At 39.4% G+C, this 24873-nt stretch carries 23 protein-coding genes and 1 other RNA gene; 16 read left to right on the top strand and 8 right to left on the bottom strand.

Going from position 1 to position 24873, the window contains the following annotated elements:
* Positions 1–381 precede the first annotated feature (381 nt).
* Both DK924_RS12965 and DK924_RS12960 read right to left on the bottom strand, forming a co-directional pair.
* On the bottom strand, positions 382–1764 hold the full coding sequence (locus DK924_RS12965) for an MBL fold metallo-hydrolase RNA specificity domain-containing protein (RefSeq protein WP_109875383.1): 1383 nt from the start codon (positions 1762–1764) through the stop codon (positions 382–384).
* Between the two features lie 367 nt (positions 1765–2131).
* Positions 2132–3055: a manganese-dependent inorganic pyrophosphatase gene (locus DK924_RS12960; protein WP_013464036.1), complete on the bottom strand. Its 924-nt coding sequence runs from the start codon at positions 3053–3055 to the stop codon at positions 2132–2134.
* Between the two features lie 117 nt (positions 3056–3172).
* On the opposite strand from DK924_RS12960, the gene DK924_RS12955 reads away from it, so the two are divergent.
* The 10 genes from DK924_RS12955 (at position 3173) to DK924_RS12910 (ending at position 10490) form a co-directional block, all read left to right on the top strand.
* Entirely contained in the window at positions 3173–3673 is a 501-nt protein-coding gene (locus DK924_RS12955; RefSeq protein ID WP_109875382.1) for a hypothetical protein, read from the top strand.
* Positions 3674–3686: 13 nt separating this feature from the next.
* A complete protein-coding gene (gene mutM / locus DK924_RS12950; protein WP_109875381.1) occupies positions 3687–4496 on the top strand; it encodes a bifunctional DNA-formamidopyrimidine glycosylase/DNA-(apurinic or apyrimidinic site) lyase in 810 nt (269 codons plus the stop codon).
* 307 nt (positions 4497–4803) lie between these two features.
* Positions 4804–5232: a 50S ribosomal protein L13 gene (rplM, locus tag DK924_RS12945; RefSeq protein ID WP_008110876.1), complete on the top strand. Its 429-nt coding sequence runs from the start codon at positions 4804–4806 to the stop codon at positions 5230–5232.
* An 8-nt stretch (positions 5233–5240) separates the two neighbouring features.
* A complete protein-coding gene (rpsI, locus tag DK924_RS12940) occupies positions 5241–5633 on the top strand; it encodes a 30S ribosomal protein S9 (RefSeq protein ID WP_024600778.1) in 393 nt (130 codons plus the stop codon).
* A gap of 184 nt (positions 5634–5817) precedes the next feature.
* Positions 5818–6165, top strand: coding sequence for a four helix bundle protein (locus DK924_RS12935; protein ID WP_109875380.1), 348 nt, complete (start codon positions 5818–5820; stop codon positions 6163–6165).
* Positions 6166–6751: 586 nt separating this feature from the next.
* Entirely contained in the window at positions 6752–7342 is a 591-nt protein-coding gene (petA, locus tag DK924_RS12930; protein WP_010390661.1) for a ubiquinol-cytochrome c reductase iron-sulfur subunit, read from the top strand.
* Positions 7342–8607, top strand: coding sequence for a cytochrome b N-terminal domain-containing protein (locus DK924_RS12925; protein ID WP_010390662.1), 1266 nt, complete (start codon positions 7342–7344; stop codon positions 8605–8607). The genes petA and DK924_RS12925 overlap by 1 nt, the downstream gene beginning before the upstream one ends.
* Positions 8604–9347, top strand: a complete 744-nt coding sequence (locus tag DK924_RS12920; RefSeq protein WP_109875379.1) for a cytochrome c1 — start codon at positions 8604–8606, stop codon at positions 9345–9347. The genes DK924_RS12925 and DK924_RS12920 overlap by 4 nt, the downstream gene beginning before the upstream one ends.
* A gap of 79 nt (positions 9348–9426) precedes the next feature.
* Positions 9427–10053 carry a stringent starvation protein SspA gene (gene sspA / locus DK924_RS12915; RefSeq protein WP_008110861.1) on the top strand — a complete coding sequence of 209 codons (627 nt, stop codon included), beginning with the start codon at positions 9427–9429 and terminating at the stop codon, positions 10051–10053.
* A complete protein-coding gene (locus tag DK924_RS12910) occupies positions 10053–10490 on the top strand; it encodes a ClpXP protease specificity-enhancing factor (RefSeq protein WP_008110860.1) in 438 nt (145 codons plus the stop codon). The genes sspA and DK924_RS12910 overlap by 1 nt, the downstream gene beginning before the upstream one ends.
* Positions 10491–11025: 535 nt before the next feature.
* Here DK924_RS12910 and dolP read toward each other — a convergent pair.
* The 4 genes from dolP to DK924_RS12890 form a co-directional block, all read right to left on the bottom strand.
* Positions 11026–11592, bottom strand: coding sequence for a division/outer membrane stress-associated lipid-binding lipoprotein (dolP, locus tag DK924_RS12905; protein ID WP_008468380.1), 567 nt, complete (start codon positions 11590–11592; stop codon positions 11026–11028).
* Positions 11585–12178, bottom strand: a complete 594-nt coding sequence (locus tag DK924_RS12900) for an SIS domain-containing protein (protein WP_008110721.1) — start codon at positions 12176–12178, stop codon at positions 11585–11587. Before DK924_RS12900 ends, dolP begins: the two co-directional genes overlap by 8 nt.
* A gap of 141 nt (positions 12179–12319) precedes the next feature.
* Positions 12320–12691 carry a YraN family protein gene (locus tag DK924_RS12895; RefSeq protein WP_109875378.1) on the bottom strand — a complete coding sequence of 124 codons (372 nt, stop codon included), beginning with the start codon at positions 12689–12691 and terminating at the stop codon, positions 12320–12322.
* 9 nt (positions 12692–12700) lie between these two features.
* Positions 12701–14581 (bottom strand): penicillin-binding protein activator, encoded by a 1881-nt coding sequence (locus DK924_RS12890; RefSeq protein WP_109875377.1) that lies wholly within the window; start codon positions 14579–14581, stop codon positions 12701–12703.
* Positions 14582–14641: 60 nt separating this feature from the next.
* On the opposite strand from DK924_RS12890, the gene rsmI reads away from it, so the two are divergent.
* The 3 genes from rsmI (at position 14642) to DK924_RS12875 (ending at position 17975) form a co-directional block, all read left to right on the top strand.
* Complete coding sequence (gene rsmI, locus DK924_RS12885) at positions 14642–15499, top strand: 16S rRNA (cytidine(1402)-2'-O)-methyltransferase (protein WP_010390670.1); 858 nt, start codon at positions 14642–14644, stop codon at positions 15497–15499.
* Between the two features lie 42 nt (positions 15500–15541).
* Positions 15542–15907, top strand: an RNA gene (gene rnpB, locus DK924_RS12880) — RNase P RNA component class A.
* Positions 15908–16031: 124 nt separating this feature from the next.
* Positions 16032–17975: a site-specific integrase gene (locus DK924_RS12875; protein ID WP_109875376.1), complete on the top strand. Its 1944-nt coding sequence runs from the start codon at positions 16032–16034 to the stop codon at positions 17973–17975.
* Positions 17976–18045: 70 nt separating this feature from the next.
* On the opposite strand, the gene DK924_RS12870 is transcribed toward DK924_RS12875, so the two are convergent.
* Complete coding sequence (locus DK924_RS12870; RefSeq protein ID WP_109875375.1) at positions 18046–18573, bottom strand: hypothetical protein; 528 nt, start codon at positions 18571–18573, stop codon at positions 18046–18048.
* 517 nt (positions 18574–19090) lie between these two features.
* On the opposite strand from DK924_RS12870, the gene DK924_RS12865 reads away from it, so the two are divergent.
* Positions 19091–20266 (top strand): hypothetical protein, encoded by a 1176-nt coding sequence (locus DK924_RS12865; RefSeq protein ID WP_109875374.1) that lies wholly within the window; start codon positions 19091–19093, stop codon positions 20264–20266.
* Between the two features lie 112 nt (positions 20267–20378).
* Here the strand turns inward: DK924_RS12865 and DK924_RS12860 are convergent, their stop codons facing one another.
* The gene (locus tag DK924_RS12860; protein WP_109875373.1) at positions 20379–21050 is read right to left on the bottom strand and encodes a CFI-box-CTERM domain-containing protein; all 672 of its coding nucleotides are present in this window, start codon (positions 21048–21050) and stop codon (positions 20379–20381) included.
* Positions 21051–21730: 680 nt separating this feature from the next.
* Here DK924_RS12860 and DK924_RS12855 point away from each other — a divergent pair.
* On the top strand, positions 21731–22627 hold the full coding sequence (locus DK924_RS12855) for a site-specific integrase (RefSeq protein WP_109875372.1): 897 nt from the start codon (positions 21731–21733) through the stop codon (positions 22625–22627).
* On the top strand, positions 22624–24651 hold the full coding sequence (locus DK924_RS12850) for an ATP-binding protein (RefSeq protein ID WP_109875371.1): 2028 nt from the start codon (positions 22624–22626) through the stop codon (positions 24649–24651). Before DK924_RS12855 ends, DK924_RS12850 begins: the two co-directional genes overlap by 4 nt.
* The last annotated feature ends 222 nt before the right edge of the window (positions 24652–24873 follow it).

Below are 24873 nucleotides of genomic sequence, written 5' to 3'. Positions count from 1 at the left end.
TAGCCAAAGTAAAACACCGAGTTAGCCACTTAGTGTTTTACTTTTTGTAATATTATGCGTTTATAAATCACTCTAATTTTAGCTAATTCAGGCTGTATTTATATTAGAGAAGAGGTAATAGGTACTTGGTTTTAGGTAAGGATTAAGCCAAGCACGGTGCTAAAATTCACTGCCGCGGACTTCGATCGACGAGCCTAGAGCTAAACACCGAACTTCGAGCCTAGAACCTAAAATATGCGCGAGGTAAACTCCCGCTTACATACATAAAAAACCTTGTGATATTAGCCGCAAGGTTTTTAAATTTCTCGAACCTCGAACCTCGAACCTCGAACCTCGAACCTCGAACCTCGAACCTCGAACCTCGAACCTCGAACCTCGAACCTATCCCTTCCCAATCTCAACTTTTACATCATCACCCAGTACTTCCCTATATTTTGCAGCGAGTGCATTTTTAGCGTCATCATCGCCATGGACTATTTTTATATGGCGGGTTTTTTTGCGCATACCGGTTACAAACTTGATGAGACCTGCTTGATCTGCATGAGCGCTGTAGCCACTTATAGTGTGTATTTTGGCGTTAATATTCACCCTAGTATTATTAATAAATACATAGCCATTTTTTGGGCCATAGGTTTGTATATCGCGGCCTAATGTGCCGCGCCCTTGGTAACCTACAAAGAATACGTCGGTGGTTTCATCTGTTAAAAATCGCTCTAGATAGTTAACTATTCGTCCGCCAGTGCACATACCGCTTGCAGCTAGAATAATCGCAGGTGTTTGGCGGGTGGCTAAGTAATTTATTATCGCTAAGTGCTCGCTATGGGTATTTATTGTAGTGAGGTTTTCAAAGTCGAGAGGGTGGCGGCCTTTGGCTACTTTTTGTTTTGCTTCTTCATCCCATAAATATTTAAATTTTCGATACTGCTGAGTAAAGTTAGCCGCCATCGGGGAGTCGAGTATTACTTGTATTGTGCGCCAAGGTGAGTTTTTAGTTGAAGCATGAATTAGCTGTTCAAGTTCGTATAACAGCTCTTGTGTACGGCCTATACTAAATGCAGGCACAAGAACGATGCCGTTGTCGGCAACAACGCGTTCAATCACGTTTTTTAAGGTTTGCGTACGCTGCTTGCGGCCTTGGTGATTTTTATCACCATAAGTTGACTCTATGACTAAGGTATCGGCTTTATAGGGCGCTTTAGGTGCGGGTAGTAAAGGCGTATAGGGCGCCCCTAAATCGCCTGAAAATACGACCCGATGACTGTTTTTAGCTTTACGAGTTGGTCTATTTATATCTATTTCTACATAAGCGGAGCCTAAAATATGCCCTGCTCGTTGTAGTCGGGCTTTTGCTATGTGTTCACCTTTGCAAGGAAGTTCAAACCAGGTTTTAAAATCAACTTCAATAATTTGCTGTTTAAGTAACCTTAGGCAGGTATCTATTATTTTTTGATCACGGGTAACACCTACTTTTAATGCATCTTCAATCACTAGTGGCAGTAAACTGGCCGATGCAATAGAGGTAAATATGGGTCCTTTAAAGCCAGCCATTAATAAGTAGGGGATTCGGCCAACATGATCGATGTGACAATGGGTGACGATCAGCGCGCGGACTGTATCTATATTAAATTCAATATTAAGATCATCAACAGAATCTTCACCTTGAAATAGCCCGCAGTCAATTAGAAAAGAGCTTTGATCGTTTATTATCAGCTGGTGGCATGAGCCTGTTACGCCATTTACCGCTCCGTGGTGAAGTATTTGCATTTTATGTCCTTATGTTTTGGCTGCGGGCAACGGCTCGAAGCTAGCAGCCAGAAGCCAGAAGCCAGAAGCCAGAAGCTAGCACTTAGAGCCTAAGCCTTTATTTTATAGGTAAATATAGCAGGTATTTTAATGTGGGAGGGGCTTTATACCGTAACGGACGGGCCACGAGCGGCGGGCAGAGGGCCTAGCACCTATCACCTCGTACCTAAACCCTAATACTGACGCGGGGTGAACCCGCTGCTACAGGCATAAAAAAACCTTGCGATATTAACCGCAAGGTTTTTAAACTTCTCGAACCTCGAACCTCGAACCTCGAACCTCGAACCTCGAACCTCGAACCTCGAACCTCGAACCTCGAACCTCGAACCTAGCTCTTAAAAGCGTCTTGTAGTGGTGGCACTACTTGCTTTTTACGGCTTAATACGCCGTCTAGCCATACTTTACCGTCTTCTGGCTTTTCACCATAAGCTTGCTCAACTAGGCTAGCATCGTCTGATGCAATTAGCATTTGTGAGCCTTCTTTCATAATGTCGGTCAGAAGTAAAAATACTGAATGACGACCGCCTTCTTCTTTAAGCTTCGCGATGTCGGCTTCAAGGTCGGCTTTAATCTCGTCAAATACCGCAAGGTCAATAACTTCTAACTGGCCAATACCAACAAGGTTACCGTTCATGTTAAAGTCTTTAAAGTCACGCATTACTAAGTCACGTACTGGCGTATCTTCAACGGCTGATTTAACGCGGAACATGTCCATGCCTAGCTCTTTAAAATCTTCAATGCCTGCAATTTCTGCAAGCGCTTCAACACATTTAATATCGGCTGTGGTACAGGTTGGTGATTTAAAAATAACTGTGTCGCTTAAAATAGCGCAAAGCATAATACCGGCAATGTCTTTAGGGATCTCAACGTTGTAGAAGTCATACATCATTTTAATAATGGTGTTTGAACAACCAACAGGGCGGATCCAACACTCAAGCGGTGTCGATGAGGTTAAATCACCTAGCTTGTGATGATCAACCACGCCAACAACGCGAGCTTGGTCGATATCATCAGGCGCTTGGGTTTTTTCTGTGTGGTCTACAATATAAACGTCTTCGCCAGCGTAGCTAAGTTTTAGCTCAGGTGCTTCAAAACCGAATTTATCTAAAATAAATTGTGTTTCCGGTGAAACCTCACCTAGGCGAGTTGGGATTGCTGGTTCATCAATTTGGTTTTTTAAATAAGCCAGTGCAATTGCACCACATATTGAATCTGAATCTGGGATTTTATGGCCCACTACATACATTGACATGACTAAACTCCTTAAAATTTGCCGATATTCTAGCAAAGTCTTTGGGTTTTAACATATAGACAGTGTAATTAAGTTTTGGTTACACTTTAAATCGATATTATTAATTGGAAGACCCACATGCAACTCGGCCGAAAAGGTTGGAACAATGTTATTATTTTTTCGATGTTGATTATGATCTTCTTTTTAAATGGACTGCATAAAAACATAGGGAATGATGAAACACAGGCGCAATTGCAGCCACTACTTCCTCCGCAAAGTTTTGTATTAACGCTTAAATTTATCGACCAAAAAATTGAGCGTATTGGCACTAGTTGGCGTACTACTGCTTTGCAAAAAAATGTATCGCTTAGTTGGCAAGGCTCAGAGCAACAACTTAGTGAGCTAGTTTATTTATGGCAAAATACCGCGCTGATGACGACTACCACACCTGATGCGCTTGATATGAATAAGCCACTATCGGTAGCCACGCTTGAACTCGCCGGTGAGCCCCTACCTTGGGTGTACTTATTATTTGAGGCGAATGGTCAGTATTATCTATTCGATAAAACCAGTCAGCGGCTATTGTTGCTAGATTTAACCACTGCAAAACAATTATTTCCAAGTTTTACCTTTTCATAAGTGAGTTTTATAAATGCCTGAATTACCAGAAGTAGAAGTTAGCCGTATGGGCATTACCCCCCATGTGCTAAACCAAGTTGTGACTAAGGTAAATATTCATAATGCCAGTATGCGCTGGCCTGTGCCAGATGAGGTGTATCAACTTGAGGGGTTAGAGGTTAGCAGTATTGAACGACGTGCAAAATACTTATTGTTAGAGTGCGAGTTAGGCTCGGCTATATTGCATTTGGGTATGTCGGGGAACTTGAGGGTTGTGAACGCCAATGAGCCACTTAAAAAGCATGACCATGTCGAGTTTATTTTAGCTAATAATAAGGCGCTGCGTTTAAACGATCCACGTCGCTTTGGTTGCTGTTTATGGCAAGCCCCTAATGAAAAGCATAAGTTACTTGCTAAATTAGGCCCCGAGCCACTCACCGATGACTTTTTTGCTAAACGTGTTTATGAGCAATCTCGCAATAAAAAAGTGCCTGTTAAGCAGTTAATTATGAATAACGCTGTAGTGGTGGGGGTTGGTAATATTTACGCTAACGAATCATTATTTAAAGCAGGTATCGATCCGCGAAAAGAAGCAGGAAAGGTAAGCCTTAAACGCTACCAAGCGTTAATCCCAATTATAAAAGACACCCTAGCCGCAGCAATTACTCAAGGCGGCACAACGTTGAAAGACTTTGCCCAAAGTGATGGGAAGCCAGGCTACTTTGCGCAACAGCTATTAGTGTATGGTCGAAAAGGCCAGCCTTGTGTAAATTGCGACACAGCACTAACAGAAATTCGTCTAGGCCAACGCAGCACCGTTTTTTGTGAGGTGTGTCAGAAATAATAAAGGTAAAGAGTAAAGTTCTCGGGCGACGGGCTGCGGGTAACGGGCCTCGAAGCTCGTACCTCGCCCCCCGTAGCCCGACACTCGAGCCTAAAACTTTTTGCGGAAAAAACAACCGGCCGGTAGCAATGTAGTTTAAGTGCTGGTATACTCCCGCGTCTGCCACGTTGCGTTCTATGTCCTCATATAGTTTAGCCACTTGTGAGCGGCGAAAAAGTCTAAAACTCGAAGGGGTTGTAGCATACTTAGAGCGGTAGTTAATAATAACTACCTGTGGTTTTAATTGAAAAACATTGGATTTTTATAAATGAAAACGTTTGTTGCTAAACCAGAAACAGTAAAACGTGACTGGTACGTAGTTGACGCTGAAGATAAAACTTTAGGTCGCATCGCTACTGAAATCGCTCATCGCCTACGCGGTAAGCACAAAGCTGAGTACACACCACACGTAGATACAGGTGATTACATCATCGTTATCAACGCTGAGAAAGTTACTGTTACTGGTAACAAATTCAAAGATAAAGTGTACTACGCTCACTCTGGTTTCCCAGGTGGTCTTAAGTCTACTACTTTTGATAAACTTCAAGCTGCAAAGCCTGAAATGATCATCGAAAAAGCTGTTAAAGGCATGTTGCCACGTGGTCCTTTAGGCCGCGCTATGTTCCGCAAACTTAAAGTTTACGCGGGTACTGAGCATAACCATGCTGCACAACAGCCTCAGGTTCTAGACATTTAAGGAGCACTATCATGGCAAATCAATACTACGGTACAGGTCGTCGTAAAAGTTCAAGTGCTCGCGTATTCTTACGCCCAGGCACTGGTAACATCGTAATCAACAAGCGCTCTTTAGAAGAGTACTTTGGTCGCGAAACAGCACGCATGGTTGTTCGTCAAGCTCTTGAGCTTGTAGACATGACTGAAAAATTTGACCTTCACATCACCGTTGCCGGTGGTGGTACTACTGGTCAAGCTGGTGCTATCCGTCACGGTATCACTCGTGCACTTATGGAGTTTGACGAGTCACTACGTCCACAACTTCGTAAAGCAGGTTTCGTTACTCGTGATGCACGTAAAGTTGAACGTAAGAAAGTGGGTCTTAAGAAAGCGCGTAAGCGTCCACAGTTCTCAAAACGTTAATTTTTACGGTATCAAGAATTCAAAAACCCAGCTTATGCTGGGTTTTTTGTTTTGTAGCTATAAGATTTTGCTTCAAGGTTCAAGGTTCAAGGTTCAAGGTTCAAGCTATAAGTTTGATCTAAGCTTTGTGTCTTTCTTATTTTACAGTTATAAGTTAAGCATGTTTTAGCTGACTGGTTATGTTATGAGGTTTGAAGATTTAAGGGTATGGCAACGTTCAGCCGATTTAGCTTGCGAGATTTATTTACATTTTAAGCAGAGTAAAGAGTTTGGTTTAAAAGATCAAATAACACGATCTGCGCTTTCAATTTCTTCAAATATAGCAGAGGGTTACGAACGAGTAACTCCAAAAGATTATATTCGATTTTTATCATACTCTAAGGGGAGTTGTGGAGAATTACGCTCTCAAATTTACATTGCATTAAAAATAGGTGAAGTTGATACGACAAAGGCTGGTGAATGGGTTGAAGAGACTCGTGAACTTTCCCGTATGATTTCAGCATTGATGAAATCAATCGATGCTTGGGATTAAGAGGTTCAAAATTAAATATTCATTCAAAAATATATGAGTATGTTTGACCTTTAACCTTTAACCTTTAACCTTTAACCTTTAACCTTTAACCTTTAACCTTTAACCTTCAATTCTCCCCTTACGACTAATGTCGACATTAGCTTGATCAAAATAGGCAAAGCATGCGTATTTATTGAACGAAAGCTTAAAAATGACCGACTAACGCAAAAAAAGTTAAATAATTATCGCAATTAGTTTAAATCCATCAGTTAATTGGTGAATTTTTTTGCTACAATTGGCGGGCAAATAAAGTGAATGAGTTTAATGTCGCCAAATTCAGTTGTTACTGTACTTAGTTGGTGAGATTGTACTTGTTTACAAATTGTTTTTACGGAAGCGATACTATAGTCATTTGGTTTCATACTCGAGCTTACTTAATCAACTATTTGAGCAAGTCAGGTTTATTCGAGCAGGAGGCTGTGAATAACCTTGTTTTAAACAAGGGTTTTAATTATGATCGTTTCTCTTTTAAAATTCGAAAAATTAACCTGCTGTAACTGATGTTCTCAATATAGCAAGTGTTGAGAATCATAGTGGAGATAAGTGGATGAGCAATGCGCCTGTAGACAATGGCCGACGTCGCTTTTTAACCATAGCTACCTCTGTTGTTGGTGGTGTTGGTGCGGCTGGGGCTGCTGTTCCTTTTATTGCGTCTTGGAATCCAAGTGAGCGAGCTAAATCTGCGGGTGCGCCTGTAGAAGTAGATATCAGCAAACTTGAGCCAGGACAATTAATACGTGTCGAGTGGCGTGGTAAACCTGTATGGGTTGTATCACGGACCCCAAAAATGCTTGAGCAGATGAAAGAACATGAAGGTCAACTTCGTGATCCGCAATCGCAAGAGCCACAACAATTAGAATCATCAACCAATGATTTCCGTTCATTACGCCCAGAGATTTTTGTCGCTGTAGGTATTTGTACGCATTTGGGTTGTTCACCTAGCTTTTTACAAGGTGGCTTTGGTGAGAAAGTGGAAGGGACTGATGACGGTTTTTACTGTCCATGTCACGGTTCTAAGTTTGATATGGCTGGCCGTGTATTCCAATCGGTACCTGCACCATTAAATTTAGAAATTCCACCATATACTTTTCTTGATGAGACCACTATTTTAGTGGGCGAAGAACAAGGGGTGGCCTAATGTTTGGTAAAATTGTTGAGTGGATAGACGACCGTATCCCAATGACACGTGTTTGGAACATGCACATTGCACAGTATCCAGCACCGAAAAACTTTAACTTCTGGTACTTCTTCGGCTCTCTAGCTATGTTAGTACTAGTAAACCAAATACTTACAGGTATTTGGTTAACGATGAACTATGTACCATCTGCTGAAGGTGCATTTGCATCAGTAGAATACATCATGCGTGATGTAGAGTACGGTTGGTTATTACGTTATTTGCATTCAACGGGTGCATCTGCGTTTTTCATCGTTGTTTACATGCACATGTTTCGTGGCATGATCTACGGTTCTTACCAAAAACCACGTGAATTACTGTGGTTATTCGGTATGTTCATTTTCTTAGCCCTAATGGCTGAAGCATTCATGGGTTACTTATTACCATGGGGCCAAATGTCGTTCTGGGGTGCACAGGTAATCATTTCATTATTCGGAGCAATCCCGGTTATTGGTGATGACTTAACACTGTGGATCCGTGGTGACTATGTAATTTCAGGTGCAACGCTTAACCGCTTCTTTGCATTACACGTAATTGCACTGCCATTGGTTATTGTTATCTTAGTATTTTTACACATTGTTGCACTACACGAAGTGGGTTCTAATAACCCAGACGGTATTGATAACAAACGTAAAAAAGGAACTGTGGCTGAAGAAGACAAGCCTAAATTTAAGTTCCATGAATACTACACTGATAAAAAAGACATTATTGATGCGATTCCGTTCCACCCTTATTACACAGTAAAAGATATTGTGGGCGTGGTTGGTTTCTTAATCTTGTTCTGCTGGGTTGTGTTCTTTATGCCTGCTATGGGTGGCTTCTTCTTAGAAGCGCCAAACTTTGAAGCAGCTAACCCACTTAAAACACCAGAGCATATTTTCCCTGTTTGGTACTTCACGCCATTCTATGCAATCTTACGTGCAATCCCTGACAAACTAATGGGTGTTGCTGCAATGGGTGCATCAATTGTCGTGCTAGCATTATTGCCTTGGATTGACCGTGGTTCGGTTCGTTCAGTTCGTTACCGTTGTGGTTTCCACAAATGGAACATTGCAGGTTTTGTTGTTACTTTCGTTCTTTTAGGTTGGGTTGGTGCTACACCACAAACTGATTTTAAAACGATTGTTTCGCAAGTCTGTACTGTGACTTACTTTATGTTCTTCGTACTGTTATTCGTTTACAGTAAGAATGAAAAAACTAAGCCATTGCCTGAGAGGTTAACGAAATGATGAAAAAGCTATTAATAGGTTTATTTGCTTTATCAGTAAACGTGTTACCTGCAATGGCGGCAGGCCCGTCAGTTCCTCTAATGGAAGCGGGTAACGATATATCTGATCAACCTTCTTTGCAGCGTGGCGCAAAGTTGTTCATGAACTACTGTCTTGGTTGTCACCAAATGCAGTATCAACGTTATGAGCGTACTTTCCGTGACATTGGTATTCCAACAGAGATTGGTCAAGAGCAACTTATTTTTGATGGTTCAAAAGTGGGTGGCCATATCCTTAACGCGATGGCAAAAGAAGATGCTGCAAAATGGTTTGGTGCGGCTCCGCCGGATCTAACTAACGTTGCGCGTGTGCGTGGCAGCGATTGGATTTACACCTATTTAAAATCGTTTTACAAAGATGAATCTCGTCCGTTTGGCGTAAATAATACGTTATTCCCATCAGTGGGTATGCCACATGTTCTTCAAGAGTTGCAAGGTGTTCCTACTGCAATTACTGAAGAAGTAACAGTAGATGGTAAAACAACCACTCATATTACTGGTACAAAAACAGATGGTACGGGCGAATTAAGTGTAGATGAATATGACCAAGCAGTTCGTGATTTAACGAATTTCCTAGAGTATGTAGGTGAACCTACACGTCTCGAATCGGAAGCGCTAGGTATTAAGGTAATCGGATTTTTAATTATCCTATTTATCTTGGCATTTATGCTGAAGAAAGAATACTGGAGAGATGTTCATTAAGTTTGAACATATTTAAAGGTAATTTTGCAATAGGGGCTTAAGCCCCTATTGCTGTTTTAGTTATTTAATGGAGGTAGGCATGGCCGTAGCTGCCAATAAGCGCCCTGTAATGACCCTTTTTTCTGGTGCTAACTGTATGTATAGCCACCAAGTACGCATTGTACTTGCTGAAAAAGGTGTAAGTGTAGATATTCATATGGCTGAAAAGGATAACCTGCCAGAAGCACTTCACGAAATTAACCCTTACGGCACAGTGCCAACACTGATTGACCGTGAGCTTGGTTTATATCAGGCAAACATCATCATGGAATACCTTGATGAACGTTTTCCTCATCCTCCACTAATGCCTGTATATCCGGTCATGCGTGGTCGTAGTCGATTAATGATGCACCGTATTGATACTGATTGGTACAGCCTAGCTGAAAAAATCATTAACAACACCTCTGATGCGGCGCAAGCTCGTAAAGAACTTACCGAAGCATTGCTTGCAATAGCACCAATCTTTAGTGAAGCGCCTTACTTTATGAGTGAAGAGTTTAGCTTAGTTGATTGTTACTTAGCTCCACTGTTATGGCGTTTACCAGAGTTTGGTATTGAGCTTAATGGTGCAGGCTCTAAAGAACTTAAAGAGTATATGATCCGTTTATTTGAACGTGAATCATTCCAAGCTTCTTTAACTGAAGCAGAGCGTGAGATCCGTTTATAATGACTTCTAATCGTCCTTATTTACTACGCGCTTTTTTTGATTGGATTGTTGATAACGAATGCACGCCACACTTAGTGGTTAATGCTGACTTTCCTGCAGTGCAAGTGCCAACACAGTTTGTCCAAGATGGTCAAATTGTATTGAACATAAGCCCTTCGGCGGTTACGCAGTTTTCGTTAGATAATACTCAGCTTAGCTTTAACGCGCGCTTTGGCGGTCAGCCAATGCAAGTGTACGTGCCTTTAGGGGCCGTACTTGCAATATATGCACGTGAAAATGGCGAAGGCACAGTCTTTACTGCAGATGAGTTTTTAGAGGACGAAGACGATTTTGCTCCAGAGCTTGAAAGTGTCGATTCATCACCTGAAATAGTTGATGAAACGCCAGCTCCCAAGCCTGAAAAGAAAAAAGGCTCACATTTACGTGTTATAAAATAGCCCGTAAATGTTAGAAAAAAACCGCTTAATAAGCGGTTTTTTTATGTCTGTATGAAAATATTAGGTTAAAGGTTAGAAAAGCTCACGAGCGACGAGCTGCGAGAGGCGGGTTAAGATTGATTGGTGTAGCAGCGGGTTTACACCGCGTCTGGTCTAAAGTGAAGAGCAGGTTTTAGGTTTTAGGTGTTAGGTAGAGATTAAGCCAAGCAGGGGGGTGGGTTCTCGGCAGCGGGCTGCAAGAAGCGAGCAACGGGCCTAGAGACTCGAATTAATCAGTTGGGCTAATGGTTATTGTTTTCTCATTTACTCCTCATTCACTTCTCTTTGTGCATATGCTTTTTAAGGCTGGTTTACCCGCGCATTTGATTGGCAATACGTTACGAGCTACAAGTTACGGGCCTAAAACCTAATACAGACGCGGGGTGAATCCGCTGCTACAGGTATAAAAAAACCTTGCGATGTTAACCGCAAGGTTTTTAAATTTCTCGAACCTCGAACCTCGAACCTCGAACCTCGAACCTCGAACCTCGGACTTTTACAAATACTCAAACACTTTAACTACCCGCTCTACGCCAGAGATGTTGCGAGCTATATTAACGGCTTGGTTTGCTTCAGCGTCGGATACTAGCCCCATTAAGTATACTTCGGCATTTTCAGTCACTACTTTTATATTATTACTGCTAATGTTTTCAGCCGCTAAAAGCTGCGCTTTTACTTTTGAGGTTAACCATGAGTCGTGAGTTTGCGTGGTGATTCCAATATTAGAGCCAATGCGAAGTTGGTTATGAATTTTGCGAATACCAGATAGGTTCTCAATGGTTTTAAACGCTTGGTTTTTCATTTCTTGGTTAGGCACTTGGCCTACCATTAAAACCACGCCATTTACGCTTATAACGCTGATATGAGCAAACTTATTAAGGCGTTCATCTTCGCTAATAGCAATACTGGCTTTTATTTCAATATTGTTGTCGTCTATTTGCGAGCCAATGGTTCGTCTATCGTTAGCGGCAGTAACAGCACTGGCTGTACCGGCGACCACAGCTGCGGCACAACCTTGCAATAACACAACAGTGCCTAAGATAATTAGAGAGCGTTTAAACATAATTTTCGTCCTGCGGGAAAAGGGTTAAATCCACCAACTCACTTAAACAGTGAAGGTTCACTAAATGCGATTCAATAATGCGACTCGGGCGTTTAGACGGCGTACGAATTTCTACATCGTTATGGCCAAGCAAGCCAACGAGTTCGCCGCCATCATCGCCTACCATTACTATGACCTTCATATCTTTGGTAAGTGCCGCTTCTACTGCAGAAATTATGTGTTTTTCATTACCATTAATGGCAAGTACCAACAATAAGTCACCTTGCTGAGCAAAGGCACGAACTTGGCGTGCAAAGGTATCGTGGTCATCTATTTGATTGCCTTGGCCCAAGTTAATATTTTCTTGTGAGAGAGCGATTGCAGGTAAGCAAGGGCGTTCTGTTTCGTAAAAATTAACCAGTACGCCTGCCATGTGTTGTGCCAGCATATGGCAATTTGCAGTACCGCAACAGATCAATTTATTCCCATTGATCAGGCTTTGTGCAATGGTAAATGCCGCTGATTCTAACGCGCTTGGCAACACTTCGCCTGCGGCTATTTGAACTTGAATACTTTCTTTAAAAATTTCTTTAATTGTATCTTGCATGGGTTACCAACAATTTATCTCTAATTCTGTGTGAGCTCACACCGGCTTTATTAAAAGGTGATTATTTTAGGCGTAAGCTAATGTTTAACTGTATGCTCAACATGAAGCTGTTGTAATCGTCTTATTTTTATACATCAGACATTAAAATACGTTTTTCAGCCAGTTAATATGTAATGACGGTTCGCCTGTTATAGCTACGTAATCAATACGTAATGGCTGGTTTTTTAAGTTTTTAGTACCAAGGTAATGATAAATAGTGCGCTTTAACTTAGCTTGCTTTTGCGGGCTTAGCGCATAATTAGCGCCGCCTTTTATATTATTTTTACGAAACTTAACTTCAACAAACACTAAGGTGTCACCGTCTTTCATAATGACATCAAGTTCGCCGTAGGGGCAGTAGTAATTCCGCTCAATCGCTTTTAAACCTTGCGCTTCTAAATACTTTTGCGCTTGGCGCTCATAATACTGGCCTTTTTCACGACTATTTTGCCACAGCTGTTTAAACCACGACATGCTAACCCCTTAGTTAATTATGGTTATGCCATCGTTTGCTGATTGCATAAATAGCGGCACAGGGCGTTGCGTTTTTAATTCCACAGGTTTTATACGGCGATTGCTGTACTGCGCCCATTGCAGTGATCGTTCAATATCACCGGCACTATTAATGGACAATTTACCGCTTAAGCCTGAAAAGTATTTATCGGGTGTAATGCTCAGCTGTCTAATATCATTCAGCATGGCGATGGCATCGTAGGCCATGGCAAATAAACGTTGGCTAATATCAGCCTGTTCAGGCCATAAATCATTATATTGCTTACGTAGATTATGCTGCGTAATTTGTGAGTCTAACATCCAAGGAAGTTCGGTAAAGTAAAGCCCATCTAAATCGCCTTTGTCAGTGGTATCTATTTGCTTACTATGACTTTTAGAGCTGGCGTAAATAGGGATCCTGTCGGCAAAGGTGCTTACGTTAACATCTAGGTAAGGCTTAATTAATCGGGTCTCTATGGCGTCACCTAATATATAAATTGCATCAATATCGCCACGTGAACGGGTTTCACTTTCTACTTCTTTATTAAAAAGTGTTTTAACCGATTTAATACGCTCTTTTGATTTATCAACTTCTAGCAAGCTGGTAATGGTATTGGGCATATCTTTATTGTCGTTGTAAAAGCCAACTTGTGTGGTTGTTTCACTATAGCGTTGCCATTGCAGGTTAAAGTAGTCAATTAAGCGCTGACCATTGGTATTATTTGGCGCTAGCAACATAGGTTTTTGATAACCTTGCGCTAAAAAATGCTCTAGAGTTTGTTGTACTTCATGCTCAGGATTAAGCGCAAAAAAGTAGTGCTGCAAAGAGGTTCGTTCGCCATCAAAAGTATTTAAATGTAATGTGGGTATATCGAGTAATGTATTGGTATTAGCGAGCTTATCTATATTGGCTTTTAATAGCGGGCCAATAACAAAGTCTGGTTGTAATTGCGAAATCTGTGCGCTCAACGCTTCGGTTTCGGTATTTTCATCAATAAACAGCGTTTCGCTAATCTCTTTTTTATCAAGTGCAGCCAGTATGCCTGCTTTTAATGCATCCCCTAAGCGCTTGTTAGCACCAGACTGAGGTAATAGTACAACTAATCGTTCAATATTTAGTGGTGCTAATTCATTGGCGTAAGTATCTTGTTTTGGTAGAACATTGGTACCAGGGTGCCCGAGGTAACGGCGGCGCCAATTATTAATCGCTTGGTCTAAATCAACTGAGCTGTTGGCATAAACCTGATGATATAAAGCTAAGTTAACCCAACCTTGTTGAATAACCGAGCCACGGTTAAATCGCTCTAATGCATACGAAGAAAGCTGCTTTAAATTGCGCCAAAGTGCGTCATTAAGTTTAGGGATAGAAATATTATTTTTTGCTACCGATTCAGATGCAGCAAAAAAGTAAGGGGCTGCACGTTTTGGCAAATCTTGCGATGCAAAAATGCTGGCCGTTAAAAATTGGTGCCAAGCAAAATGTTCGGGTTGCTTAAGTTGCCCCTCCAGTGAATTTAGCACCTCAAGTGCTTGCTGGTTTTTATTTTGCTCTTTTTGTGCAAAAGCAATGTATAAACGGTTTTGAATTTGATCAACACTGGCGGTAAGTGCAAGTTCAGTGCATATTTTTTCGAGTAGTGGCCAGTTTTCTTCTGTAATTGCGCTATCACGGGCACTATAAAGTAGCTGGATTTTATCAGCGCCAAAGCGGTTTTGCGCTAATTGGTAAATAGATTGCGCATTCAGTGCTTCATTTTTCAGCGTATTGGCACTGTTACTTAAGTTATCGCTGGTTTTAGTTGGTTTTTCGGTTGTGCTACACGCCGATAACCCTGACAATATAATTAATAGACTAACTAGTTTAAGTCGCACAATGATTTCCCATACGTTAACGCGATTTGCTTATATTACTGACTGACGCAGGAGACCTCAATGTTAAATGAGGAGAATTCACAGAAAATTGGCACTCTTTACGTTGTTGCCACCCCAATCGGCAATTATGACGACTTAAGTCAGCGTGCAATCGCGACATTATCGCAGGTTGACTTAATCGCGGCTGAAGACACTCGCCATACTGGTAAGCTACTTAGCCACTTTGGTATTAAGGCTAAAACCTTTGCGTTACATGACCATAATGAAAAGCAAAAAGCGCAGCAAATTATCGACCAACTTAATCAAGGGTTAAATATTGCATTAGTTTCTGATGCAGGCACACCCCTGATCAGTGATCCTGGTTATGCGGTGGTTAATTTATGTCGTGAGCAAGGCGCAAGTGTAACACCCGTGCCTGGTGCATGTGCTGCTATTACGGCGGTATGTTGTTCTGGGTTACCTACTGACCGTTTTCAATTTATTGGTTTTACACCTGCTAAAAGTAAAGCGCGCCAAGACTTTTTTATAGATGCGGTTAACTCAAGTATTACCAGTATTATGTATGAAAGTACCCACCGTATTATGGCAAGCCTTGACGATTTAGAAGCAGCGCTAGGTAGTGAGCAGCAGGTGGTATTTGCCAAAGAGCTAACTAAAACCTTTGAAACCTTTTTTAATGGCACAGTGAGTGAGTTAAAGCAGTTTTTAACTGACGATCCTACCAAGCAACGCGGTGAAATAGTACTCATGCTGCCGGGTAAAGCTAAGGTAGTTGACGATATTCCGCCAGAAGCCCGTAAAATGTTAGCGTTACTTGAAAACGAAATGCCAATGAAAAAAGCGTGTGGTGTAGTAGCCGATTACTTCGGCATGAAGAAAAACGCGTTGTATAAAACAATTATTGAAGAAAAACAGTAAATGTTTACTGCGTAGTGTTGTGCTCTCATGTATACTGCGCGCCGAGTTAGCCAAGATAATCGCTGCCTGTGACGAAAATGATCAGGGGGAGGAAAGTCCGGGCTCCACAGGGCAGAGTGCCAGTTAACGGCTGGGGGGCGTGAGCCCACGACAAGTGCAGCAGAGAGAAGACCGCCAATCTTCGGATTGGTAAGGGTGAAAGGGTGCGGTAAGAGCGCACCGGGCCGCTAGTAATAGTCGGTTGCAAGGTAAACTCCACTCGGAGCAAGACCAAATAGGGTTCCTTATGGCGTGGCCCACGTTGGAACCGGGTAGGTTGCTTGAGCCATAGAGCGATTTATGGCCTAGACGAATGATTATCACTTTCTTCGGAAAGGACAGAACCCGGCTTATAGGGTGACTCATAAATTTCCATAACCGCCTGATTTTTCAGGCGGTTTTTGGAAGTTTATTATAAGCAAAAGCAATTGTGACACCTAGTGTGCCACCGAGTTGTGCCACCGCAAAGCAACGACCTCATCAAGAGGCCATTATGAAATCAGTTGCAGGTGCCGAATATTTATATATCCGCAAAGGTACATTTTACTTTCGATATAAACTTCCAAAATCCTTCTTAAAAAAAGATATTCGAATCTCTTTAAATACTCAGGATTTAAACCACGCCCTTGTTCTTATTAAATATTTAACTCCTACCGTCAACAACTTAATCTCTTTACCCCTATACCACAAAATGTCTGATAAACTACAAAAAGAACAAGTAATTAATGCGATTAAGCTGGATATGAAGAGACGACTAGAGCAACATCATATAGATCAAATTTTAGCTTCTGAAGAGGTTCTTTTTAAAGATAACCTCAATATTACTAACGCTTTAAGTCGCGTCCACCTTACTTCAGACACCTTAAGTGATCCAAGTATCAGTACAATTGGCGCAGAAACTAGGCAAATTTTCTTTGATTTGTGTCAGAAGTATGAAAATTTAAGCGATATGATTCAAAACGAACCTATTGAGTCTGACCCTGAATTGCTCATCTTGGTTTCCTATGTATCTAAATTACTTCTGCTAATGAACAAGCGAAGCTTAAAAGAAGTCCACACTGATAAAAATATAGATGTTGAAGTACGCCACATGGCTCATATGATGCATTTATTCAATGGCGGTGAATTAGAAGTAGACTCTCTAAATAAAGGTAGTTTTAACCACAATAATGACGATGAAACCTACTATGGAGGGGCTGCTATTGAGCGGAATAATAATATTTTTAAGATAAACCATTTAGCTGATAAATATGGGTTTGAAATCCCACTAAGCGCTATTAATTATAAAATATTCAATGATAAGCTCATCAGCTCAGAACTATTGCTTAAAGAGTTAGCTGATGCTGTCTTCAGCAAAGATACTATTAAGGTCAGAGAGATTGAGGCGTTGATAAAAAATAATCTTATAAGCAACCCTGTAATCCTTCCTGAGTCTGAATTAACACAGAATAAAGAAATCAAACCATTTAGCAGTGTTTACCAAGAATTTTTAAACTTTAAAATTGAAAAAGAAAACCTTAGTGAGAAAATGCAAAAGGACTATGAGCGGTGCCATACTGTTTGGCAATTATTAACTGAAGATGCCGACATTGCTTCATATGAACCTAAGGATATCGGTATTTTTATTGATCAGTGTTTTGATTTGCCAAAAATGAATGTAGCTCCGTTTAACAAAATGACTATGTCAGAGCGTGTAGCAGCAGATGTACCTGAAGATAAGCGTATTGCACCAAAGTCAGTGCAGGGCTATTACAAGTGGTTACAAAGTGTTTTTGCGTACGCTAAAAGGGATACAATTAGTTATATCAAACAGTCCCCTTGCACCATAAAAAGAGACTTTACTCAAAATAAGCGTGGGCCTTTTACTGATACTGAGTTAAGTTTATTTCGAGAATTTGCTTTAAAAGAGACGACAAGCTGGAAAAAATGGAGCTTATTACTAGCAATCTATACTGGGGCGAGAAGAGGAGAGCTTTTTCAGCTACGAGCAGAAGACATTAAAAAAGACCAAGATAGTGGTTTACATTATATATTGATTACTGATGAGCATGAGTCACAGAAGCTGAAAACTGACAATGCCCGCAGAAGAATACCTGTCCACTCTAAACTTATTGAATATGGCTTTTTAGATGTCATCAGCAGCACTGAAGGGCGCATACTTAATGGTATCGATAATAGAAACACTATCACATCTTGGTTTGGGAGATTAATGTCACAATTAGATATTGATTCAAAGACAGAATTAAATCATATCCGCTCTTTTCATAGCTTCCGACATTCATTCATTACAAAAATCAGAAATGAAAGCATAGACCTATATATACTACAGCAGATAGTTGGCCATGAGCTTTCTAATGGTGGTATTACAGATAACTACAGCCATCAAGTTGCATCTATCATTAAGCTTGGACGTGTAGTCGAGGAATTCGTCATCTAGTAACTTTATATTTAGTAGGGACTGTATTATAGTCTTGTTGGAAATTCTGTTACACAGAATCCGTTACAGGCTAAAATTCCTCTAAGTCTTTACTAGCGCCACTTAGTAATTTTTGAATTAATTCGTTAAGTTCACTTTTACCTATATTTTCTGCCTTGTATCCCTTCTCTTCTAAAAAATGACTATGATTTTGGCGCATATAATCTACTAAGCTTTCAAGCAGTGATATTTCGATTTCAATTTTCTTTACTTTAGTGTTCGCTCTTCTTTTATAGCTCCGGCAATACTCTTTCCATCTTTTATAAGATCTTGGTTCAAGATCCTTTTTAATAAATAGCCTTACTTTTTTGATGTGCTTTTTGAGATCTGCTTCAGATAGCCCATACTTTTTATTAATATCCTCTTTTAGAGCAGCGTTTTTAGATTTATATTTTAAATCCGAGCTGTCAGTTAAGAATGGCGCTTTAACAATTATCTTTTCGAGCTTTTTTGTAATGTCTTCACAGTTTGGACTTTTTTTCAGCTGCTTTAAAAGTTGGCTAGTATGAAAAATAACCTCTTTGTCTAGTACTTTTCTGTCATGTAATTTGTTGGTCATTATTCGTTTCTCTCGAGATTAATATTTTATATGGGGGGGAGTGCTACGATCATTTAAGTACTCATCACATTCTATAAGGCACGTACAAATTTGTATTTCCTTATTAAGATTATAGGCTACTGAGATTACAAAGTCTGGATTTAATGGTGTGGATTTAATGGTGTGGATTTAATGGTGTAGATTTAATGGTATGGATTTAATGGTATGGATTTAATGGTATGGATTTAATGGTATGGATTTAATGGTATGGATTTAATGGTGTGGATTTAATGGTGTGGATTTAATGGTATAGATTTAATGGTATGGATTTAATGGTTTTAATTTAAATTATATCAACAAATTCAGTTGACTAGGACTTTTCTACTGCTCAAAGTGAAGTGGTGTCTTAGTCCTTATTCAGAAAGTGTAAACCCTAATATAGATATACAAAATACGCTTATTGAAAGTAGTTCTCATGTAATACAGCAGAGCATCATTAATCAATACATAGCTAACAATACATTATATAGAGTGGTTTATGAGTATTAAAAACACATCATTAGCAAATGAGAAAAGTCATTATTATCAGAAAAACATACAGGGTATAGATCTGTTTTTAAAGGGTAATCATTATAAAGATAATGCCATAGTAAGTGATATCCTTATGCAAAAAGTTTTTGCAATGGCGCAAGATAAATTGCTTTTTGCTATGACTAAATTTCCTGAAAAATACTTAGAACTTGATTGCGATAAGCTAAGCTTCAATTTCAAAGTTTCTAATGCTGATTATAAACAATTATCCAATCAGATATGTAAAATTAAAACTGCGAAGAGGCAGGAGATACTTAGGATTAAGCTCTATCCAGTTGATGATAACAGCCCCATTAAAAAACTTGGAAACTTACTTGTATACAAAAAATGTGACTTGTCGTTAGTGACAAATCTTAAAAATAGCGTTAGCGTTTTTTTAGGGATGCGAACAGGTAAACAATATGGATTGAGGGTAGATTTCACGCCATCAAAATTTAGTGATGATGAGTTAAATACAATCTTTTATCATATCCAAACTGTATTGGGTAAAACACGATACAAGCAATTGATGATGTCAGCTAAAGTAAGTAGAGTTGATATTGGTTGTAATCTAGTTGGGATCTATAAACCTATCATAGCGTTGCTCCCAAAGTACAAATCTATTAGGACTTGTAATAGCTACCCCAATAGAGATAAATGCCCAGTTAGGTATCGTGTAAATAGTTTCATTGTAACTGAAAGCTATTACTGCGGCTCAATTAGATCAAGCCATTGTGTTGTTTATGACAAAGGTTTAGAAAGTGGGAAAAAAGTAGTAGGCCATACAAAGCCTACGACTAGAATAGAATACCGTTATTTAGTGCATAAAAGTGGGAAATCATTAAAGCTAAATGGTTTGGCTTCGCTTGAACCCAAACTGCAAAATTATTGGTTTATAGCTCCTTGGGTTTATAAGCGTTTAACCAAAGACACAGTTAATATTCTAATATGTAACCAAGGGCTCAGTTCGATTAAAGAGGGTTGGCTACTTGCGAGGCGTGAGCTTATTAAAACCTCATCTGAGTTAAAAGGCGCTACAAAAAAGCGTAAAGCAAGGTACTCAATTAAAAATAGTTGGCTTATAAAGAACCAAGCTAAAATCTTAAATCGATATCGAGATATTTTGATTAATCCAACAAGGTAACTTTTACTGAGTTAGTATGAATTTGAACAGTCAGATTCTATCAGTAGGACTCAATCAAATCTGACTGTTGCACTTGTGCTTTAAGTGGGCGGCCGTAATCTCTGTTAATAGATTATAAGCGTTTGGTTAAAAATAATAGGCAAAGATGTTTGTACATAGCCTTGTAAGTTAAAAGAGCTTGATGATAATTGCTTGTTTGTATTAGTTTCACCGCAACTTTAATTTCAATATATATATATTGGTATGTTTTTTCTGTGTCATTTGATTCATTTATTTTTGACACTATAACTGGGGAGTATTGATAATACTCCTCTAATAACTCTTTCCCATTTGACAATGAAAGAATAAAGTTATCTCTGTAATCCCTAAGGGTACTTAGCTCAAGACAATCATCACCTAAACCTAAGTGTTTAACACAAGCTGTTGTAAGGAAACAGCCTTCACTTTTAGGTTTTTCAGTAGTTGGCACATGTTCTTTTCCTGTTCTTTTACAATACTCACAATCCGCAATAAATGAGTTTTTTTCATAGTACTCATTATATTCCCTTACTGCTTTTTCTGTACGTGCAAACAACGGTGGTTTCTTATATAAGAGCCCATCCTTTAGCTGCTTAACTTTACCTGTACCTTTACAATTGGAGCATTCTTCATTTGTAGGTTCATAAGTTACAATTACAGCTCCAGAGCCGTTACATTTAGAGCACTTAACCCCATATGCTTCACTAGTTTCGTGTTCACCCGCGCCATCACATCTTATGCAACGTTTTTGTTCTGTCCAAGACATTCAATTTTCCTTTTAAAATATATAAGATGACAACTAAACTTATAAACCAACGTGGTACTCCATGCGAATATATATTCGCATGGAGTACCTTTAACTCTAGCCAGTTTTCTATTTTTTTCAATTGACTACTGGCTTTAACATAAAATATTAAAAGATGACTTGCTGTTTATTTAATTGTCTATTTGAAAGCGTATTAGACTGTATCATAACAAGTGAAATTTGTAGGCAACAGCAAGCGCAGCAACTGATTGATGCGTTTTTTAAACTTCCTGTCTTCATTAGACAGCTTTTAGTTTTCTTAATGTTGAAGTCCAAGTTAGGAATTTAACTGAACGCTTATTTGCTCAAAGCTATCTGCCTGATATGGGTTACTGCACTTTTACATTTCATATAGCACAATTTGATTACTTTTAATCTAAAAATCGAAAAGGTCATGTTAATAGAGATTAACATGACCTTTTCGATTTTAACTAATTGATGAAGCAAGTATGCTCCAAATCACAAAGTCGATTTAGTTTGAGCACTACGCTGTAAATATACTCACTATTAGTTGCACAAACCAGACAGTTAAATCCATAGTCTAATATTATAAAAGCTTAAATCAGTGCAGGTGCAAAAAGTAAGGTTAACTTTAAAAGTTAGTTGGTGCTAACTATACAGCTCATGAATTGGAGCTATATATGAAAAATACTAACCCAGTAAGAGTGTATCTTAATAGATTGGCTGTTTCAGGTCGAAGATCAGCAATATCTCAATTGAATGAAGTTAAGAAAGTATTTAAGTGGAATGAGCCAATTGACTCATTGCCTTTTCACTTACTGACTTATGCGCAGCTAGAAAGCTTAAAGTTGCATTTTGGTGAACAAGGTAAGTCTGCTAGAACAATAAATCATGCATTACAAATAATAAAAGGTGTTGCAGATACAGCATTTAAATTAGATGTGATTGATCATAAAGCCATGATGCGTATCAAACTTGTGCCTAGCATTAAAGGCAAAGTGATTGAAAAGGGTAAAGCTCTTACTCACGCTCAGGCTAACCTATTATTAAGTAGCCTTTCAAAGATTGTCTCAAAGGTCGGGGTAAGGAATCATGCTGTTATATCCATTATGCTAGCCACAGGCTTGCGCCGTTCAGAGTTGTGCAGCCTACACCTAAACAATTATTGTCCCGAATCCCACAGCATACTAATCGAGAAGGGTAAGGGGTCAAAGAGCCGGCAGCAATTTTTGCCTGATTGGGCTGAGTCAGTTTTAGATAAATGGCTTAGCTTACGAGGCAACAGAAAAGGGCCTTTATTTACTAAGCAAGGCAAAGGTATTCAACCTCTTACCTCAGATGCCTTATACCTCATAGTGACTAAAAAAACGAAAACGATTCTAGGCCAAGTTTTTACTCCCCATGATTTACGTCGGACTTTCATAACACGGTTATTAAACTTAAACGTAGATCTCCTTACTGTCAGTAAAATGGCAGGTCATGCAAATGTAACTACTACACAATTATATGACAAAAGAGGCATTGAAACTCAGAGGCAAGCTGCATTGGCTTTAAGCTATGGAGCTTCATCATTATGAGTTTAGAGCGAGAGTTATATGAGTTAGGTTCGAACTTTTCATTTATGCTTTTGAATAGCTCACTATTTGATAAAGGCGTGTTGATAGGTTTGAAGCCTATTACGGTTCGTTGCATCACTGGTAAGGCATTTAGCTATCCTCAAAGTAACCCACAGGAATATACAGAAGCAGTATACACACACTTTAAAAATGTAAACTCTAAGGTAAGGGCTATGACATTACTAGAGAGGAATTGTCATATACTAAGGAAGACATTTCAGTTACCTAAAGAGTCTGTAAATCTTCTAGCCTTAATAGTAGTAAACAGCCTTAACCCTGCATTCAATGAATTACTGGAAACACACCAAGGCCTAAGCGACAACGTACTACATCAGTTGCTCTCTGAGGCTTTAAATGTTGACTATCTTACATTGAAGAGCACTTTTGAAAATCTGGCTGAGAGCGGATTATGGAGCAGTTCAATATACGGTAGTGAAGATATGCTCCAAATACATAGTGGCTTTGCAAAAGCATTAGCTGGCAAGCACGCCCGTGATTTCTCTGACTTGATTTCAAATGTCGTGATCCTATCAAGCAAGCCTGATTTGAGGCTATCAGACTTCGAACATTTAGATTCTGATGTGCCTTTTGCTTTCAGTCGCGGTATTGATGAGATGCCTAAGAGTGGGGTAAATATTCTATTACATGGGGCTGCTGGAGTAGGTAAAACTCAATATGCAAAACTGTTAGTGAATCAAATAAATGCTAATTTATACGAAGTAAAAGCAAAGGGTGGAGATTTGAGTAGCCCTGACGATGAGCTAGACTCTCGCCGAAGCAGTACTCAGCTTAGACTACAGTATTTGAAGATGGCTTATCGCTTATTTGAATCTCAAAGTGATGCTTGGCTACTTATTGATGAATGTGAAGATATTTTTGCATCATTTAGTTTAAGTACACGAATCTCAAAAGATAGGTTACATCAACTTCTTGAGGTTAATGCTGTTCCCACTATATGGATAACTAATCACCCTGAGAATATACCCATTAGTTGCTTAAGGCGATTTAGTCTTGTTGTTGAATTGCCTAACCTACCGACTGATGGGAAGTTTGATATGGTATCAAATTGCTTTAAAGGATTGAGGTTATCCAAGGGATTTAAGGAAAAGCTAGCTCATTCAGAAGCAGCTACCCCTGCATTATTAGAGAATGCGGCAACGCTGTGCAAAATTTGTAATGTTAAAGGTGCAGTGGCTGAAGAGTACACCAATACTTACCTAACAGAAGTTTTGAAGTTAACTAATGAGCCTTTAGAAGCCCTAGTTTATAAGCCCGAATTAGAGTTTGATCCAGCCTACTGTAATTTGAAAGGCGATCTTCACTCATTAACTGATATTACCAAAACGATTGAAAAATACCCCGAAGCTCGTATTTTACTATTTGGGCCGCCAGGCACTGGTAAGTCAGCTTTTGTTGACTATGTCTGTAAGAAGAACGGTTTGGGCTTAGTAACAGTCAAGGCATCGGATGTGTTAGGTAAGTATGTCGGTGAGAGTGAAGGAAATATTGCTAGGCTTTTCGAAAAGGCTAGTAATGAAGGCAAGGCATTATTGATAGATGAAGCTGATAGTCTTTTAACGTCACGTGAGGGTGCTACTAAGTCATGGGAAGTGAGCCAAGTAAATGAGCTACTAATGCAGATTGAGCGTTTTCAAAACCCGTTATTTATAGCAACTAATCATTTTGAGGCACTAGATAAGGCATTATTGAGACGTTTAGACTTTAAGGTCGAATTACAGGCCTTGAGGCATGAGCAGGCTATTACCTTATTCGAAGAAATAGTAGGAACTAAACTCGATAAAGGTAGTAAAAGTCAGTTAAGTGATATGACAAACTTAACTGCAGGTGATTTTGCTGTATTAGCGAGAAGACTTCGTTTTAAATCAAATAAGTTAGATATCAAAATGGCTTTGTCACTAATTGAATTTGAGCACCTTAATAAAGGTTTTGTACGAACTATTGGTTTTCATAGTAGCCATTCCTAAACTTATTTCTTCTTGTTTATGTAATAGGTAAGAAAAATGTTTAAGGATAAACTTTTTTCGACATTGCCTTTGATTATCAAGCCCTCAAAATTGACAACTGTATCTAAACACAGTAGATTTCACGCTATTAAAAATAGGGTGTATTTTTAACTTATAAAATAAAATCTACTACTTTATATATTTTGTTTTTTATTAGTTAAGTAGCTGAAATGTAATTTAAGT

The sequence above is a fragment of the Pseudoalteromonas sp. meg-B1 genome, assembly GCF_003173795.1.
GTDB classification, from domain to species: domain Bacteria; phylum Pseudomonadota; class Gammaproteobacteria; order Enterobacterales; family Alteromonadaceae; genus Pseudoalteromonas; species Pseudoalteromonas undina.
This window is presented reverse-complemented; position numbering and strand designations above follow the sequence as displayed.